The sequence below is a fragment of the Halorussus marinus genome (assembly GCF_004521895.1).
GTDB lineage: Archaea > Halobacteriota > Halobacteria > Halobacteriales > Haladaptataceae > Halorussus > Halorussus marinus.
Window position 1 is genome coordinate 325,447 of the sequence record NZ_SBIR01000002.1, and the last position, 15,920, is coordinate 341,366.

The window sequence follows — 15,920 nt, forward strand, 5'->3', positions numbered from 1 at the left end:
CGCTCCGAAACCTACCCCCGCATGAGGTTCAACACCTCGTCGACGACCTCGGGTTCGACCGCGACGACGTAGCTCTTGCCCGGCGTGAGCGTCGTGTCCGAGCGAGCGACTCGCTCGCCGTCCTCGTCGGAGATGACCAGCGTCCCGGCCGGGAACCGAACTTCGCTGAGGTCCTTTCGGGCGGCCGGGGCGTCTTCCTCGACGCGAATCTGCATGATGTCGAGCGACGCGGTCACGTCGACGAGCGTCCGAATGTCGCTCCCGGTGATCTCGTCGGCGGCCACTTTCGCGCCGGCCCGTTCGGGAAAGACCACGGCGTCGACGAACCGCGTGTAGGCGTCGCCCGCCTCACGTTCGACCCGCGCGACGGTTCGGACGTCCGGGTTCATCTCCGTCGCCGCCATACAGACCGCGAGGTTGAGCCCGGTCAGGCCGGTGAGTCCGGCGACGACGTCGGCGCCCGCGACGTCTGCCTGTTCGAGGATAGTGGGATCGGTCGCGTCACCCGCGATGACCGTCGCGACCCACGCATCCGCGAGGTCCTCGACGGTGTCTCCGTCGCGTTCGATTATCGTCACGTTGTCGCCGCGGTTAGCCAGAAGGGCCGCTGTCTGGAAGCCAACGCGTCCGCCGCCCGCGATGATGACGTCGAGATTTCCTGTCATTATCAATCACGTTCTTGGGAGGTCATCGTGGTCGAAGTCGGTTCGGTATCGGCGCCCTGCATCGCACGAACCCGGTCGAGCGCCACGTACGCGACGCCGCCGAGCAGCATCCACCCGACGCTGAGGACGAGCGCCATCGGGTCCGTCCGCACGAGGAACACCACGAGCACGACGGTCAACAGCAGATTGAGTCCGATGCCCATGAGTGGCGGGATCGGGTAGTACGGAACCTCGTAGGGGCGGTTCATGGACGGTCGTTCTCGGCGGAGTTTGATCACGGCGCCGTTGACGACGATAAACGAGAGCAGGAAAAAGAGGCTCGACATGTTTCCCGCGCTCTGAGTCGGCAGAACCACCGATCCGAGCATCACGACCCCGCTCGCGAGAATCGCCACGAAGGGCGTCCCGTAGCGGTGGTGGAGCTGGCCGAACCTCGGGAGGAGCTGTCCCTCCCGACCCATCGAGAACGCCACCCGCGAGGAGGCGATCACCACGGCGTTCAGCGCGGTCAGCGTCGAGAAGACCGCGCCGAAGACGATCAGTGCACCGCCGTTCTGGATGATCGGCAGACCGGTCGGCATGAACTCCGTGGCGGCCTCGGCGATGCCGGCCTCGCCGGCTTCGGCGAGCCCCTGAGCGCCCAGCGTCCCGATGGCGACCGTGACCACCGTCACGTAGACGAGGATCGTCACGGCCAAGCTGGCGAAGATGGCCTTCGGGATGTTCTGGCGGGGGTTCTCGACCTCCTCGGTCACCGTCGTGATGAGGTCGTACCCCTCGAAGGCGATGAACGTGAGCCCCATCGCGGGCAGGACGGCGCTCGGTCCCGACCCGGCGGAGAAAAGCGGCTGGAACTCCGCGCCCGAGAACATCGGCGAGGTCGCACCGAAGGCCACGAAGACGACGAGGATGCTGACCTTCGTGGCGGTGAAGATGGTCTCGACACTGCCGCTGGCGGCGGTCGACGCGGCGTTCAGCGCCACGAGTAACAGGACCGCCCCGAACGCGAGACCGAAGCCCGCCGAAACGCCGGCGTCGACGACGGGAACTGCGATCGACCCGATCTGTTCTGGCGGGGGCACGAGCTCGTAGACGTGGAGCAGTTCGAGGAAATTCGGCGCGAATCCAAGCGCGTACAGCGCGCCGGCGATCATGTAGGCGAACCAGAGCATCCACCCCATCAGAAACGAGGGGAGGTCGTCGAAGATCTCGCGGACGAACGCGTACCCGCCGCCGCTTTTCGGGATCGCCGACGCGAGCTCCGCGTACGAGAGTCCGGTGAACGCGGTCACGACCCCGTTGAGCACGAACACGAGCAGCGCCGCCGGTCCGGCTATCTCGGCGGCCAGGCCGGTCAACACGAAGATACCGGCGCCGATCATGGCGCCCATCCCGATCATCGTCGCGTCGAGGAGCCCGAGTTCCGCCTCGGGCGAGCGGTTATCGTGACCGCTCATCGGTCACCCCTCGATCGGCGACGTGTCGGGGCGTTCTCGTCGCGGGTGGTCCTCTCGCCGAGCCCCGTATCCGAGACGTGTGTGTTCTCCGTACCCGATCGAGGGGCTGAATCCGCGGGCGATCGTCCCGAACTGGAAACGCCACCGGCGGTACGAACCCATCGCCGTAAACACGATACAGTCACGCTTCGTACCGAAGCCTGAGGCGAACTCTAATAAAAGCACTCGACTGCCGCTCTCGGCGCGTCGGACGCGGGAGGCGAGCGTTCGCACGCGAGCGCCCCGTCTCACCGACCGTCTCGGTCGAAGACTCAGTCTTGGGCGGGCGGGTCTTCCATCTCGTTCAGCACCTCCTCGACGGTCTTCTCGTTGCGCTCGTTGTACAGCAGTACGTCGATCGGAAGGGTCGGCGCGCCGCTGACGAGGTTCTCCATCACGACGAGGCGCTCGCGGGCCCGAGACATCCCGACGTAGAACACCCGCCGCTCGTTGTCGGTCAGCGTCGGCACGGGGTCGGTCGTCGAGGTGAACTCGATGTCGTCGGGCACCTCCGCCTCGTCGACGGTGGCGGCCATCTGCTCGACGACCTTCTCGGTCAGATCGGTGGCGACGAAGACGTGGTCGGCCTCCCGACCCTTCGCGGAGTGGATGGTGCCCACGCGGACCCGGTCTTCGGGCACGTCCTCGTAGTCGCCGCCGAAGTAGCCCCGCATCGAGTTCTTCTGGAAGCTGGTGACTTTCCGTACCATGTCGGCGGCCGCGGCCGGGCCGGGCATGAACGGCGCGTACTCGGTCACGAAGTCGGGATCGAGTTCGATCTCCTCGAGGTCGTCGGTGTCGGCGGCCTCCTTGCGCTCGTCGATCGCGTCGAACAGTTCGTCGCGCTCGTTGCTCCCGAACGCCGAGTCCTGAAGCATGTCGGCGAGCCGGCGGGCCTGCAGACCCGTGATCGGCTCGTCGGCCTCGACGTTCTCGACCGCCCGGACGTACTGGGTGAGCCGGTCGGTCCACATCCGCTGGTCGGTCAGACACCGGAACGGGATGCCCTCGTCGATGAACTCGTCGATGAACCGGAACATCTGGTAGCGCGCCCGGAACAGCAACATCAGGGTCCCGTCGTGTTCCTCGACGGTGTACCGGACGTTGCGCACCAGATCGAGCATCGAGGGGCTGTCGATCTGCTCGACGGTGCCGCCCTGCTTGCGGGGCGAGAGGTTCTTCTCCTGGCGGTGGTCGATGTGGCTGACCTCCTGCTGGACGACCTCCAGAATCTCGGAGGGCAGTCGGTAGGAGGTGTCGAGGATGACGTCGTTGCCGCCCTCGTCGAGCAGCAGGCCGGGGTCGGCGCCCTGCCAGGCGTAGACGACCTGGTCGTCGTCGCCCGCGATCAACACCTGCTCCATGTGGGGCTTCCACTCCTCGTAGACGTCGTACTGGAGGCTGGTGATGTCCTGGAACTCGTCGATCACCAGATAGTCGACGTTCGGGAGCAGCGAGCGCTGTTGGACCCGTTCGAGCATGTCCGCGAACCCGACGAGGTCGTGTTCGCCCTTGTAGTTGCGCCACCCGCGGATGGCCTCGGGCACGTCGAGGCGGTCGTCGTCGCTCGGCCACGTCGGCGTGTACTTGTTGCCCTCCTGGGCGTTGGGGTCGATGTCCGGCGGGAGCCGGACCTCCTCGTCGTTCCACTGGAAGGGGACGTCGTACCAGTCCGAGACGTCCCGACTGGTGCGCTGGAGCCACTGGCTGGTGGCGATGATCTTGTTACCGAGCGTGGTCGAGCGGGCGGTCCGCCGGCCCGCGCCGCTGTACTCGTCTTCGAACTCGATGCCGTAGTCCTCGCAGTACTCTTTCTTGTCGGACTCGTCGACGACGTCGTTGCGCGAGAGGTCGAGCAGTTCGTAGGCCTTCGCGTGCATCGTACAGACGGTCCCCTGGAGCGACCGGGGGTTGATGTCCCGGCGCTCGGCGAGTCGCTCGCGGACCTCGTTGGCGGCCGCGCGAGTGTACGAGACCAGCAGAATATCGTTGACGCCGACGTCCTCACGGTCGAGGATGTCCTCGACCCGGTCGAGGAGTTCGGTCGTCTTCCCGCTCCCCGGGCCGCCGAAGAGACGGGTGACGTGGTCCTCCGTGTCGTGGCTCATTACAGGAATCCCATGGGCCCCGCACTCATAAAGGGAGGTGAATCGGCGCCGCGGACGTCGGCCCGCGAGCGTCCTGCTCGCCGGACGGGCCAGTCTACAGGGAGAGCGGCCGAAACCGGCGTTCAAGAGGGGTTGCGCGGCGACCTCGCCTCGCGGACCTCGCTGCCGTCTCGGATCTTGTCCTCGCACTCCGGACACACTCGTGGCTCGTCGACGCCGCGTGGCGTGAACACCCGCGCGTAGGCGTCAGTGACGAACGAGCCGCAGTTCTGACACTCGGGCATTTCTCCTGTGGAGGTACGGAAATCTTACAATATATTTCTGTCGACACTCGTTCGATTCGGATACGTTCGCTGTTCAGTTTTGTCGCGACCCGCCATTATAAGCCGGCGGAGACCCCAGAGGCCGACGATGACTCCCGCTCCGGACGTGATCGCGCTCGCGCTGGTACCGGCGGTGTTGTGGGGGTTCAGTCCGATCGTCTCCAAGCGCGGCATGGCGGCCGGAGGCTCCTCGCTCCAGGCGTCGCTGGTGGTCGTCGCGGTCGACACCGCCATCTACTGGGTCGCGTTGCTCGCGCTTACCGGCGGCCGGCCCGCGGCCGGCCTCTCGGCGGCGACGGTGGGCGTGTTCGCCGCGGCCGGGCTGGTCGGGACCGCGCTCGGACGGCTCGCGACGTTCACGGGCGTCGACAAGGTCGGAGCGAGCGTCAACAGCGCGGGCATCAGCGCCCGGCCGCTGTTCGCGACCGTGCTCGCGTTCGCGTGGCTCGGCGAGCCCGTGACGCTCCCGACCGCGCTCGGCATCCTCGTGCTGGTCGCGGGGCTGGTCTCGCTCGCGCTCGCGGAGGGCGGGGACATCGGCGGCTGGGAGCGCCGCGAACTCCTCTACCCGGTGGCGGCCGCCGGGCTGTTCGCGTTCGGGAACGTCGTCCGGCGGTTCGGGCTGACGACGACGCCGGCGACCACCCTGCAGGCGGTCACGATCAACGAGACCGCGGCGCTGATCGGACTCGCGGCCTACGGTCTCGCGAAGGGCCGCCGGGACGTCTTCGGCGCGCCGCGCCGGACCTACGGCTACTTCGCGATCAGCGGGACCGTCACCGCGGTCGCGTTGCTCTCGCTGTTCGAGGCGTTCGACCGCGGGCCGGTCGCGATCGTCGACCCGCTGGCCGGGACCGCGCCCCTGTTCACCACCGTGTTCGCGGCGTTCCTGCTACGAGACCTAGAGCGGGTCACCCGCGGCGTGGTGGCGGGCGCGGTGCTGATCGTCGTGGGCGCTGGACTGATAACCGCGCTGTAGCGACCGCCTACTGCGGTCGCCACCCGCAGACCGAACACTCGCTGGCCGCCGACTCGTGGAGTCCGCCACACTCCGGACACTGCTTTTTGTTATAGTCCTGATCCCAGCCGACGCTCTCGGTTTCGTGTCCGCGCTCGGAGAGGAACTGATCGAAGAGGTCGTCGTCGCCGGTCGGTGCGGTCGCCATACAGGGTGTGCTAACGCACACCACGCATATAACCGTATCGGTGTGACAACGTTCCAACTATATATACGCAACAGCTGATTTCTCCACAGATCGCACCTGTCACCGATCGTAGGGCCGGCTTAATCGGCGTTTTCCGGCGAGATCAGGGCGTCGCAGTACAGGCGGCGAGCGAGACGCCGGCGGACGCCGCCGCGAGAAACGTCCGTCTGGCATACCCGCGGGGCTTCGCGCCGAGCCAATAGTATTTTTGACAAAATATTAAGCGGGGCCGCGGGAAAACGCCTTGTATGCCCTCGCGAACGAACACACCCGACTCGCCCGCTCGGAGACGAGTGCTCGCGACGGGGTCGCTCGCGCTGGTCGGCGGTGCTGGCTGTCTAGACTACGCGTCCGTCCGCGAGGCGGTCGACGCCGGGACCGAGCCGACCGACTCCGAAACCGAGACCGCCGACGGTGGAACCGAAACCGACTCCGCGAGCGAATCGACGGTCGACGGCCCGGGTGATCGGTTTCGGATCGCTGTCTCGGAGAGCGACGGGGAACGCGAACTCCTCACGGGCACGGACGTCGCGAGCGTCGGCGACGTCGAGCAATCGCGACAGGGCGGCTATCAGGTCCGGATGACGCTGACCGACGACGGGGCCGCGGCATTCACCGACGGACTCGAACGTGCCGGCGCGTTCGACGACCCCGGCGCCCACGAGATCCGCACCTACCTCGACGGCGAGCGCGTCCAGACCGCGACGTTGGGCCGCGACCTCGCCGCCGCCATGGCGGACGGCGAGTGGGACGGACGCCTGCTCGTTCGGGTGTCGGACCGCGAGGCCGCCGAGCGACTGAGAGACGCGGTCGGAAACGGGTGAACCCGCGAGGGCGCTTGCCGGCGGCTACTGGTAGTCGTCGAGTTCGTAGAGGGCGCCGTACTTCGATTTGACGTAGTCGAGGAAGTAGTCGGCGGTGTAGCCCTCGCCGGTCGCCTGTCGGACGAGGTCGTCGGTGGTGTACCGCGAGCCGTGTCGGTGGACGTTCTCGGTCAGCCAGTCGTGGAGCGGTTCGAACTCGCCGGCCGCGATCTTCTCGTCGAGGCCGTCGATGTCGTCGGCGGCGCTGTCGTAGAGTTGGGCCGCGAGCACGCTCCCGAGCGAGTAGGTCGGGAAGTAGCCGAAGTCGCCGTGGCTCCAGTGGATGTCCTGCAGACAGCCCTCGGCGTCGGAGTCGGGGCGAACGCCCAGATACTCCTCGTACTTGTCGTTCCAGACCTCGGGCACGTCCTCGACGTCGAGGTCGCCCCGGACCAGGTCGCGTTCGATCTCGAACCGGACCACGATGTGCATGTGGTAGGTGAGCTCGTCGGCCTCGACCCGGATGAGGTTGTCCTCGTACACCTCGTTTGCGGCCTCGTAGACGTCCTCGACCGACGCGTCGCCGAGCCGGTCGGGGAACCGATCCTGAACTTTGGGGAGGAACCGCTCCCAGAACGCCGCCGAGCGCCCGACGTGGTTCTCCCAGAGCCGCGACTGGGACTCGTGGACGGTCATGTCCCGGGACTCGCCCAGCGGCGTCCCGTACGCCTCGCGGGGGAGCCCGAGCGTGTAGGTGGCGTGGCCGAACTCGTGGATCGTGCTCATCAGCGCGCCCAGCGGGTCTTCCTCGTTGAACCGCGTGGTGACCCGGGCGTCGAACTGATTGCCCGTCGAGAACGGGTGGGGCGCGGTGTCGAGCCGGCCGTGGTCCCAGTCGTACCCCAGCGTGTCGAGCACGTCTCGGGTCAGCTCCTCCTGGACGTCGGTGTCGAACTCGCCCTCGAAGGTGTCGGTGGCGAGGTCGGCGTCGCTCTCCCGGACCGCCTCGACGAGCGGGACGAGCTCGTCGCGAAGTCGCTGGAGGACCTCCTCGGCGGTCTCGACGCCGAGATACGGCTCGTACTCCTCGAACAGCACCTCGTAGGGGTCTCGGTCGGGGTCGATGTGCTCGGCGTACTCGCGCTTGAGCTCGACCAGCTTCTCGAGGGTGGGCGCGAACGCCTCGAAGTCGTCGTCCTCACGGGCCTCCTGCCAGACCGGCATCGCTTCCGAGGAGACCTCCGAGATCTCCTCGACGAGCTCCTGGGGCACCTTCGCCGCCCGGTCGTGCTTGCGCCGGATCTCTCGGACGACGGCCTCGCGCTCGGGGGCGAGCGACTCGGCTTCGAGCTCGTCGAGCAGGTCGGCCATCTCCTCGGACGTGAGCAGTTCGTGGCTCAGCGACGAGAGGGTCGAACGCTGTTTGGACCGGGCGGGCGTGCCGCCCTCGGGCATCATGACCTCCTGATCCCACGCGAGCACGCCGGCGGCCTGCCCGACGTTGCTGAGTCGCTGTACCTTCTCGATGAACTCGGTGTACGTCTCGGACGCCTCGTCTGTGGCGGCTTCGCTTGCCATCGACGCCGACTAGCGTGTCAGTAAATATCAAATCGGGGGTTCCGGTCCGAAAGGCTCCGACCGACCGCGCCCCGGACCGCGCGTCCCGTTACGCCCCGAACCGCTCGGCCGCGTCCCGGTAGATCTCGTAGCACCGCTCCAGTACGGCGACGCTCGCGCTCTCGTCTTTCGTGTGGGCCTCGCCGGGCTCGGACGCGCCACAGACCACGCAGGTCGTGCCCGCCTCGTCGAGCCACCCCGCGTCGGTCGCGTGGGGTTTGGTCACCAGCTCGGGATCGTCGTCCTGCGCGCTCCGGGCGGCCGCGAGCACCGTCTCGGCGAACGCCTCGTCGTCGCACTCCATCGGCGGGAGGTCCTGCTCGACGGTCCACTCGACGCCCTCGATCGCCTCGACCCGTCCGAGGTCCGCGCGCTCGCCCGGGACGGTCCGCTCGTCGACGGTGACCTCGCAGGCTTCGGGGATCACGTTCCACCCGCTCCCGCCGTCGATCTCCGTGACCGCGAGGCTCCCGCTGACCCGCTCGCCGAACACCTCGGTCGCGGGAAACGACAGCTCTCGGATCTCGTCGACGGCGTCGGTGGCGCGGTAGATCGCGTTCTCGCCCGCCTCGGGCTCGCTGGCGTGGGCGGCCGCGCCCGCGGCGGTGACGACGCTCGCGCGCCGGCCCTTGTGGGCGACCGCCACGTCGGTGACTCCCGGCGCCGAGTAGCCGGTCGAGCCCTCGCCCACGATGGCGTAGTCGGGCGCGAAGCCGGCGTCGATGGCCCCGCGCGCGCCCTCGCCGCCGGTCTCCTCGCCGACGAAGCTGGCGAAGACGAGTTCGCCCGACGGAGTCCCATCCCTAAACGCGAGCATCGCGGCCGCGACCGCGCCCTTCATGTCGGCGGTCCCCCGGCCGTAGAGCCGACCGTCGCGCTCCTCGACGACGTACTCGCCGTCGGCGGTCGTCTGAGAGTCGGCCGGCGCCACCACGTCGTGGTGGCCGACCAGCGCGAGCGACGACTCGCCCGCGCCCTTGCGGGCGATCACGTTGCCGACGGCGTCGCGGGTCACGTCGGCGTCGGTCTCCTCGCGGAGCCACGCCTCGATGGCGTCGCCCGCCTCGGTCTCGTCGTCGTGGCTCGGGATTGTGACCAGTTCGCGGGTCAGGTCTGTGAGTTCGCTCATGGCCGGAGCGTGGGCGCCCGCCGACTTGACTTCGAGGGAAGTGGCAGTCCGGTGGCTCGCGGTCGGGTCGCGGTCACCGCTCGTCGCCCGCCTCGGAGTCGTCGGCGCGCTCTTCGCGCTCGACGTCCCGGACCTGCGCCCGGAGTCGCTCCAGTTCGGACGCGGTCTCGCCCTCCGCGTCGGCGGCGAGCCGGTCGATCTGGGCCCGTATCTCTTCGAGCCGATCGGGGGACGCGCCGGGCGCCTCCTCGTCGGATTCCATCCCCGAGAGCGACCGCTCGATGGACTGGAGGCTCTGGCGCACCTCGCGGCTGGCGTCGGTCTCCTCGCGGATCCGGTAGATCTCGTCGTGGATCGCCTGTCGGTCGATCACGCCCGACCTCGACGGCGCCCGGCCAAAAAGGCGTAGCGGCCCGACCGGCTCGAACCAACAGACCGACCGCGACTTCGCCACGCTGGGGTACGGCGACGGCCGGCCGGTCGGGGCGGTCGCGCGCCATCGCCGGGCTGGAGGCGCTTGCCGGTCAGTTGCTCGTCGCGCTGGGGTGTTCGTGCTCACCGGACTGGACACCTGGTCGGAGTAGCTACTCGTCGAGTTCCCGGGAGAGGTCCCGGCTCACCCCCGACAGCCGGGAGTGGCCCCACGCCGCGACGATGATCGCGCCGACCTGATTGAACACGAGGTCGTAGATGATGTCGCTCATCCCGTACTGGGCCAGCACCGCCTCGCCGCCGACCATCCCCGAGACGAGCCCGGTGGTGAACTCCAGGATCTCCCAGAGAACGCCGAACGCCATCACGAACACGAACAGGAACACGGAGACGAACTCCGGGGGGAACTCCACCGACTCCGAGTGGCGGTCGAACGCCGTGATGACGGCGTAGCCCACGCCCGCGACCACCGACGACGAGAGGGCGTGCGCGAACTGGTCGTACCACGGGAACCACTGGTAGACCCCGAGCGACCCGAGCGCGTGGACGAACACAGCGAGAGTGATCCAGAGCGCGAGCCCGGCGTCCATCGAGACGTGAGTGTCCCGGGCCAGCACCGCGGGCAGGAACGTGATCGCGAGCGGAACTCCGGCGTTGATCACGAGCCCGAACTTGGCCCGAAACAGGCTGTAGGCGACGATACCGGCGAGCCCGATCTGCAGGAGGTGGACGAGGTGCTGTTGGCGGCGCTCGCCGAGGCCGAACGCCTCGGTCAGGCTCACGCCGACCCACCCCCGGGCGACCGCCGGTGAAAGTACACCTCGAAGATCACGCCGGCGACGACCCCGGTCGCCGAGGCGAACACGAGGTCCCACATCAGCGCGTCGGGGGCCCCCAGAAACGCCGTCCCTAACAGCCGGTCGGCGTACCACTGGGCCACCGCCCACGTCCCGGCGGCCGCCATCGTGGTCATCACCACGAAGCCGACCGCGAAGCTCGGCGTCATCTCGACGCCGGAGAAGGCGTCTAACTCGACCGCGAGCAGGAGCGCCAGCGCCGCCACCGAGAGGTACGTCGCCACCTGCAACAGGCGGCCGGTCGCGAGCGACCTGACCGCGACCGGCAACGCCACCAGGGCGACGACCTCCCACGGCGCCATCACCGCCCAGTCCCGCGAGAGCGCGGCGGGGGCCGCGACCAGCGCGACCGCCGCGACCGCGAACCCCGCCCACAGGATATCGGCGTCGAGCAGGTTCTCGCCGGCGGTGAGCGCCAGCACGCCGACCAGCGCCCACGCGACAGCGGCGTTGGTGCGGCCGTCCGACAGCAACGAACTGCGAGTGCTCATACGACGCGTTCGGCCTCCACTCACGTAAGCGATGAGGCACGACCGGGCCACACGAGCGCCCGAGCGCGACCCACCCCGGTGGCCGGGGATCGCCGAATCCCCGCGCGTTGAACATCCTTATCAGCGCGCCCGTCCAACGAGGAGACATGAACGTACTACCGGACACGAGCGTCGTCATCGACGGGCGCGTCTCCGAGCGCGTCTCGGACGGCGAGTTCGACGGCGCGACGGTCCTCATCCCGGAGGCGGTCGTCGCCGAGCTCGAGGCGCAGGCCAACCGGGGCCAAGACAGCGGGTGGGACGGGCTCGGCGAGCTCCAGCGGCTCGCGGACCTCGCCGACGAGGGCGAGATCGGCCTGGAGTACGTCGGCGACCGCCCCGACCCGGGCGAGGCCGACGCCGCAAGCGAGGGCGAGATCGACGCGCTCATCCGCGAACTCGCGGCCGAACGCGAGGCCACCTTCGTCACGAGCGACAGCGTCCAGAGCGAGGTCGCACGGGCGAAGGGGCTCGACGTCGAGTACATCGCGCCCAAGACCCGCGAGATCGGGGACCTCTCGATCGAGGAGTTCTTCGACGACTCGACGATGAGCGTCCACCTCAAGGTCGGCGTCGAGCCGATGGCCAAGCGCGGCGACGTCGGCGAGATGGAGTACACCGCGATCGGCGAGGACGTCCTCGACGAGTCGACGCTCAAGGACCACGCCCAGGAGATAATCGAGAGCGCAAAGCAGAGCTCCGAGGGGTTCATCGAACTCGACGAGCGCGGGATGACGATCGTCCAGTTTCGGGACTACCGGATCGCGATCTCGGAGCCGCCGTTCTCGGACGCGTGGGAGATCACCGCGGTCCGGCCGATCGTCAAGACCGACATGGAGGACTACGAGTTCGCCGCCGAGCTCAAAGACCGACTGCTCGACCACCAGCGCGGCGTCCTCGTCTCTGGGGCGCCCGGGGCAGGCAAGTCGACGTTCGCCCAGGCGGTCGGGGAGTTCCTCGCGGACCACGGCTTCGCGGTCAAGACGATGGAGAAACCCCGCGACCTCCAGGTCGGTCCCGAGATCACCCAGTACACCGAGCTCGCCGGCGAGATGGAGAAGACCGCCGACTCGCTTTTGATGGTCCGGCCCGACTACACCATCTACGACGAGGTCCGGAAGACCGACGACTTCGAGGTGTTCTCGGACATGCGGCTCGCGGGCGTCGGGATGGTCGGGGTGGTCCACGCCACCCGCGCCATCGACGCGCTCCAGCGGCTCATCGGTCGGGTCGAACTCGGGATGATCCCCCAGATCGTCGACACCGTCGTCTACATCGAGGCCGGGGAGGTCGAGAAGGTGTACGACGTTTCGACGCAGGTGAAGGTGCCCGAGGGGCTGATGGAGGAGGATCTGGCCCGCCCGGTGATCGTGATCGAGGACTTCGAGACCGGCCGGCCCGAGTACGAGATCTACACGTTCAATCGGCAGGTCGTCACCGTCCCGCTCAACGAGGGCGAGCGCGAGGAGAGCGGCGTCTCGAAGCTCGCGCGCCAGGAGATCGAGCGCGAGATCCAGTCGGTCGCCCGCGGCCGGGTCGACGTCGAGGTGCAGGGCCAGAACCGCGCGACGGTGTACGTCACCGACGACGACATCTCCTACGTCATCGGGAAGGGCGGCGGCCGGATCGAGGACATCGAGAACCGACTCGGCATCGACATCGACGTCCGGACCCACGACGAGAAGCCCCAGTCGGTGTCCTCGTCGGGGACCGCCGGGGCCGGCGGCGCGGGCGGACCGCAGGGCAACGTCGTCACGCCGGAGATCACCTCCCGCCACATCGTCATCCCGACCGAGGGCCACGCCGGCGAGACCGTCGAGGTGCAGGCCGACGGCGAGTACCTGTTCACCGCGACGGTCGGCCGCGGCGGCGACATTCAGGTCTCGCGGGGGAGCGCCATCGCCGAGGAGCTAGAGCGAGCCATCGATCGGGAGCGCGCCATCACGGTGTCGGGCGCGTAGAGACGGTCGCGACCACGTCGTCACGTCTTCTCGAATCGCCGATTCGGAGCGCCGTCAGTCGCCCGCGGCCGGCGTCTCCTCCCGGAGCGCCGTCGCGACGCCCGAGTACCGCGACCACAGCACCAGCAGGCTCGGGAGGACGACCACGCTGGAGACGAACGCGAACGCGATCGAGGTGCCGGTCACCAGCCCGAACCGCTGGAGGGAGGGGACCAGCGCGAGCAACAGCACGCCGAACCCCGCGGCGGTCGTGACCGCGCTCGCGAGCAACGCGCCGCCGGTCCCCGCGACCGTGGTTTCGAGCGCGGCGACCGCCGAGGGCGCGCCCCCGAGTTCGTCGAGGAAGCGCTCGCTGATGTGGACCGCGTAGTCGACCCCGATGCCGATGGCGATGCCCGCGATGATCGCGGTCTCGCTGTTGAACGAGATGTCGAGGAGGTACATCACCCCGAGGATCCAGCTCAGCGCGAACACGACCGGCACCATCGTGATCGCGCCGAGCGCGAGGGTGCCGTACCGCCGGTAGAAGATCGTCGTGAGGAACGCGACGATGACGCCGAGCGTGATGAGGAACGTCTCGACCAGCGTCCGGAGCAGTCCCCGCTGGACCAGTTCGGTCACGATCGGCTGGCCGGTCGCGGTGACCCGGAGGTCGGTGTCGGCCTCGACGGCGGCGGCCGCCGCCCGCATCTCGTCGGTCACGACGCCGGTGTCCGAGCCGCCCCGGATCGAGACCGAGAGCCTGAGCGCGCGGTACTCGCAGTCGGCTCGCGACTCCGCCGCTCGACCGTCCCGTTGTGTCTCGGACCCAACGCACTCGCGCTGAATGACGCCGGCGGCCTCCTGAGGAGCCGCCGCGTACACCGCGTCGTACACCGCCGCGAGGTTCCGATCGGGGACCCCGTCGCCGTCGTCGTCGTTCTCGGCGACGACGGCCGCGACCGTCTCGTTGGCTGGCGCGGTGCGTTCGAGCAGCGCCAGCGGGCCGTCGACGCTCGGCCGACCGTTCCCGAGCGTGACGGCGGTCGAGCTGTCGGCGACCGACGCCCGGCCCGCCGCGAGCCGGTCGAGGGTGTCGGGCGAGGTGACCGGCCCCTCGACGAGGATCTCGGCCCGCGAGGCGTCGCGGGTCTGGACGAACGCGTCGTTGAGGAAGACGACGTTCTCCCGGAGTTCGTAGTCGCCCGGCCGGAACGGCTCGGGGAGCGAGTCCATCCACTCGGGGGAGTCCCGAGGCAGGAAGTCGACCTGATTCAGCGAGGTGTCGATGTCGGTCGCGGCGTAGCCGCCCCCGGCGCTCACCACCAGCGCGATCGCGACGACCGCGATCGGGGCGCGGCGCGCGACGGTCGTCCCGAGCCCGAGCACGCGGTTGATCCGCGTCTCGCCGGTCCCGAACGCCGACCGGCGGCGGTCGAGGCCGATCCGCTCGAGAAGGCCGTCGAGTTCGAGCTTGAGCGCCGGGACGAGCGCCGCGAACACGACGAACGCCGAGACGATCCCGACCGCGCTCACCAGCCCGAACTCCCGGATCGAGCCGATCGGGCTCACGAGGTTCGAGAGGAACCCGACCGCGGTGGTGAACGTCGTCGCCGCGAGCGCGACCGCCACGCCCGCGAGCCCCGTCCGCATCGCCGCGGCGGGCGACCGGTCGGACGCGTCGGCGGCCGATCCCGGCCCGTCGGTCTCCTCGCGGGCCTCGCGATACCGCATCACGACGTGGAGCGCATAGTCGATCGAGAGCCCGATGAGGAGGAACGGCACCGCGATGAGGATCTGGGTGACGCCGATCCCGGCCCACCCCATGAACCCGCCCATCCAGACGAGGACGAGGAGGGTCCCGAACAGGCCAAGCGCCACGTCGAAGGGGTCGCGGTACGCGACGAACAGCACGACGAGCACGATGGCGAACGCGACGGGCGTGATGAGCGCGAAGCTCTCGCCGGTGGCCTGCCCGGACACCTCGTCGACGATGCCGGCGCCGAAGACGAACGAGTCGGTCGATTCGACGGTCTCCTCGGCGAGGTCGCGGGTGGCGAGCTGGCCGGCCACCACGTCGTCTGACAGCGAGTCCCCGCCGGACTCGGCGGTCTGGAACACGAACAGCACGCGGGCGGTGGCGGTCGTGCTCCCGGGCTCGTAGTCGGTCGCGACCAGCGAGAAGGGGTCGGTCGGTCCCGACGCGGGCCGGTCGGGGTCGAGGACCGCGAGCACCGCGCGCTCGACCTCGGCCTCGGACATCGACTCCAGTTGGGCGAGCTGTTCGTCGAGCGTCGGCGGGCCGGCGGCCGCCCGGGCGTCGGCGCCGGTCGCGCTCGACTCGGTGCGGTTCCCGGCGGAGTCGGCCCGCTCTCCTCGGAGCGCCTCGACGGCGACGAGGTTCGACAACCCGGCGGTCGGCGCCTCCGTCCGGAGGGTGGCGTTGACCGTCTCGTTCGCCCGGAGGCGCTGTTGGAGCCGGAGCGTCTCGATCAGCGACTGCTTCGAGAGCACGTCGTCGCCCCGGACCACCACCTGCATCGCGGTCGCGTTCGTCTCGCCGGTCGAGAAGTTCTCCCGGACGTACTCGAGCTTCTGGGCCTCGGTCGAGTCGCCGCCGAAGCTCGCGATCGTCAGACCGCCCTCGATGCCGCCGGCGCCGTAGCCGACGACGGCGGTGGCGACGAGCAACACCGCGATCACCAGTTTGCTGTGGCGCGCGATCGCGCCTGCGTAGCGTTCGGCGAGGTCCATCTCTACCCGTCCAATCGGCCCGCTATTATAAAAGGTTGTAGAAATATACAATAGCCGTGAC

The 15,920-nt window shown here is 68.9% G+C and carries 14 protein-coding genes; 3 read left to right on the forward strand and 11 right to left on the reverse strand.

What is annotated here, in order from left to right; genetic code table 11:
• Nucleotides 1-11: 11 nt before the first annotated feature.
• The 4 genes from EPL04_RS03955 to EPL04_RS18615 form a co-directional block, all read right to left on the reverse strand.
• Nucleotides 12-665 carry a potassium channel family protein gene (locus EPL04_RS03955; protein ID WP_134669619.1) on the reverse strand — a complete coding sequence of 218 codons (654 nt, stop codon included), beginning with the start codon at nucleotides 663-665 and terminating at the stop codon, nucleotides 12-14.
• 2 nt (nucleotides 666-667) lie between these two features.
• On the reverse strand, nucleotides 668-2,122 hold the full coding sequence (locus EPL04_RS03960; RefSeq protein ID WP_134669621.1) for an APC family permease: 1,455 nt from the start codon (nucleotides 2,120-2,122) through the stop codon (nucleotides 668-670).
• 311 nt (nucleotides 2,123-2,433) lie between these two features.
• Nucleotides 2,434-4,269 carry a UvrD-helicase domain-containing protein gene (locus tag EPL04_RS03965; RefSeq protein ID WP_134669623.1) on the reverse strand — a complete coding sequence of 612 codons (1,836 nt, stop codon included), beginning with the start codon at nucleotides 4,267-4,269 and terminating at the stop codon, nucleotides 2,434-2,436.
• A 122-nt stretch (nucleotides 4,270-4,391) separates the two neighbouring features.
• Entirely contained in the window at nucleotides 4,392-4,553 is a 162-nt protein-coding gene (locus EPL04_RS18615) for a DUF7563 family protein (RefSeq protein ID WP_167599405.1), read from the reverse strand.
• Nucleotides 4,554-4,680: 127 nt separating this feature from the next.
• On the opposite strand from EPL04_RS18615, the gene EPL04_RS03970 reads away from it, so the two are divergent.
• Nucleotides 4,681-5,571: a DMT family transporter gene (locus EPL04_RS03970; RefSeq protein ID WP_134669625.1), complete on the forward strand. Its 891-nt coding sequence runs from the start codon at nucleotides 4,681-4,683 to the stop codon at nucleotides 5,569-5,571.
• Nucleotides 5,572-5,578: 7 nt separating this feature from the next.
• Here EPL04_RS03970 and EPL04_RS03975 read toward each other — a convergent pair whose 3' ends face one another.
• Nucleotides 5,579-5,758 carry an HVO_0416 family zinc finger protein gene (locus EPL04_RS03975; RefSeq protein WP_134669627.1) on the reverse strand — a complete coding sequence of 60 codons (180 nt, stop codon included), beginning with the start codon at nucleotides 5,756-5,758 and terminating at the stop codon, nucleotides 5,579-5,581.
• A 287-nt stretch (nucleotides 5,759-6,045) separates the two neighbouring features.
• On the opposite strand from EPL04_RS03975, the gene EPL04_RS03980 reads away from it, so the two are divergent.
• Complete coding sequence (locus tag EPL04_RS03980; protein ID WP_134669629.1) at nucleotides 6,046-6,621, forward strand: hypothetical protein; 576 nt, start codon at nucleotides 6,046-6,048, stop codon at nucleotides 6,619-6,621.
• Between the two features lie 24 nt (nucleotides 6,622-6,645).
• Here EPL04_RS03980 and EPL04_RS03985 read toward each other — a convergent pair whose 3' ends face one another.
• The 5 genes from EPL04_RS03985 to EPL04_RS04005 all read right to left on the reverse strand — a co-directional run bounded on the left by EPL04_RS03985 (nucleotide 6,646) and on the right by EPL04_RS04005 (nucleotide 11,126).
• A complete protein-coding gene (locus EPL04_RS03985; protein WP_134669631.1) occupies nucleotides 6,646-8,178 on the reverse strand; it encodes a carboxypeptidase M32 in 1,533 nt (510 codons plus the stop codon).
• An 88-nt stretch (nucleotides 8,179-8,266) separates the two neighbouring features.
• The gene (locus EPL04_RS03990; RefSeq protein WP_134669633.1) at nucleotides 8,267-9,346 is read right to left on the reverse strand and encodes a M20 family metallopeptidase; all 1,080 of its coding nucleotides are present in this window, start codon (nucleotides 9,344-9,346) and stop codon (nucleotides 8,267-8,269) included.
• Nucleotides 9,347-9,419: 73 nt separating this feature from the next.
• Nucleotides 9,420-9,719 carry a hypothetical protein gene (locus EPL04_RS03995; protein WP_134669635.1) on the reverse strand — a complete coding sequence of 100 codons (300 nt, stop codon included), beginning with the start codon at nucleotides 9,717-9,719 and terminating at the stop codon, nucleotides 9,420-9,422.
• A gap of 211 nt (nucleotides 9,720-9,930) precedes the next feature.
• Nucleotides 9,931-10,560: a hypothetical protein gene (locus EPL04_RS04000; protein ID WP_134669637.1), complete on the reverse strand. Its 630-nt coding sequence runs from the start codon at nucleotides 10,558-10,560 to the stop codon at nucleotides 9,931-9,933.
• Nucleotides 10,557-11,126, reverse strand: a complete 570-nt coding sequence (locus EPL04_RS04005; RefSeq protein ID WP_134669639.1) for a hypothetical protein — start codon at nucleotides 11,124-11,126, stop codon at nucleotides 10,557-10,559. The genes EPL04_RS04000 and EPL04_RS04005 overlap by 4 nt, the downstream gene beginning before the upstream one ends.
• A 146-nt stretch (nucleotides 11,127-11,272) precedes the next feature.
• On the opposite strand from EPL04_RS04005, the gene EPL04_RS04010 reads away from it, so the two are divergent.
• Nucleotides 11,273-13,126, forward strand: a complete 1,854-nt coding sequence (locus EPL04_RS04010; RefSeq protein ID WP_134669641.1) for a PINc/VapC family ATPase — start codon at nucleotides 11,273-11,275, stop codon at nucleotides 13,124-13,126.
• Between the two features lie 54 nt (nucleotides 13,127-13,180).
• Here EPL04_RS04010 and EPL04_RS04015 read toward each other — a convergent pair whose 3' ends face one another.
• Complete coding sequence (locus tag EPL04_RS04015) at nucleotides 13,181-15,859, reverse strand: efflux RND transporter permease subunit (protein ID WP_134669643.1); 2,679 nt, start codon at nucleotides 15,857-15,859, stop codon at nucleotides 13,181-13,183.
• Nucleotides 15,860-15,920: the final 61 nt, after the last annotated feature.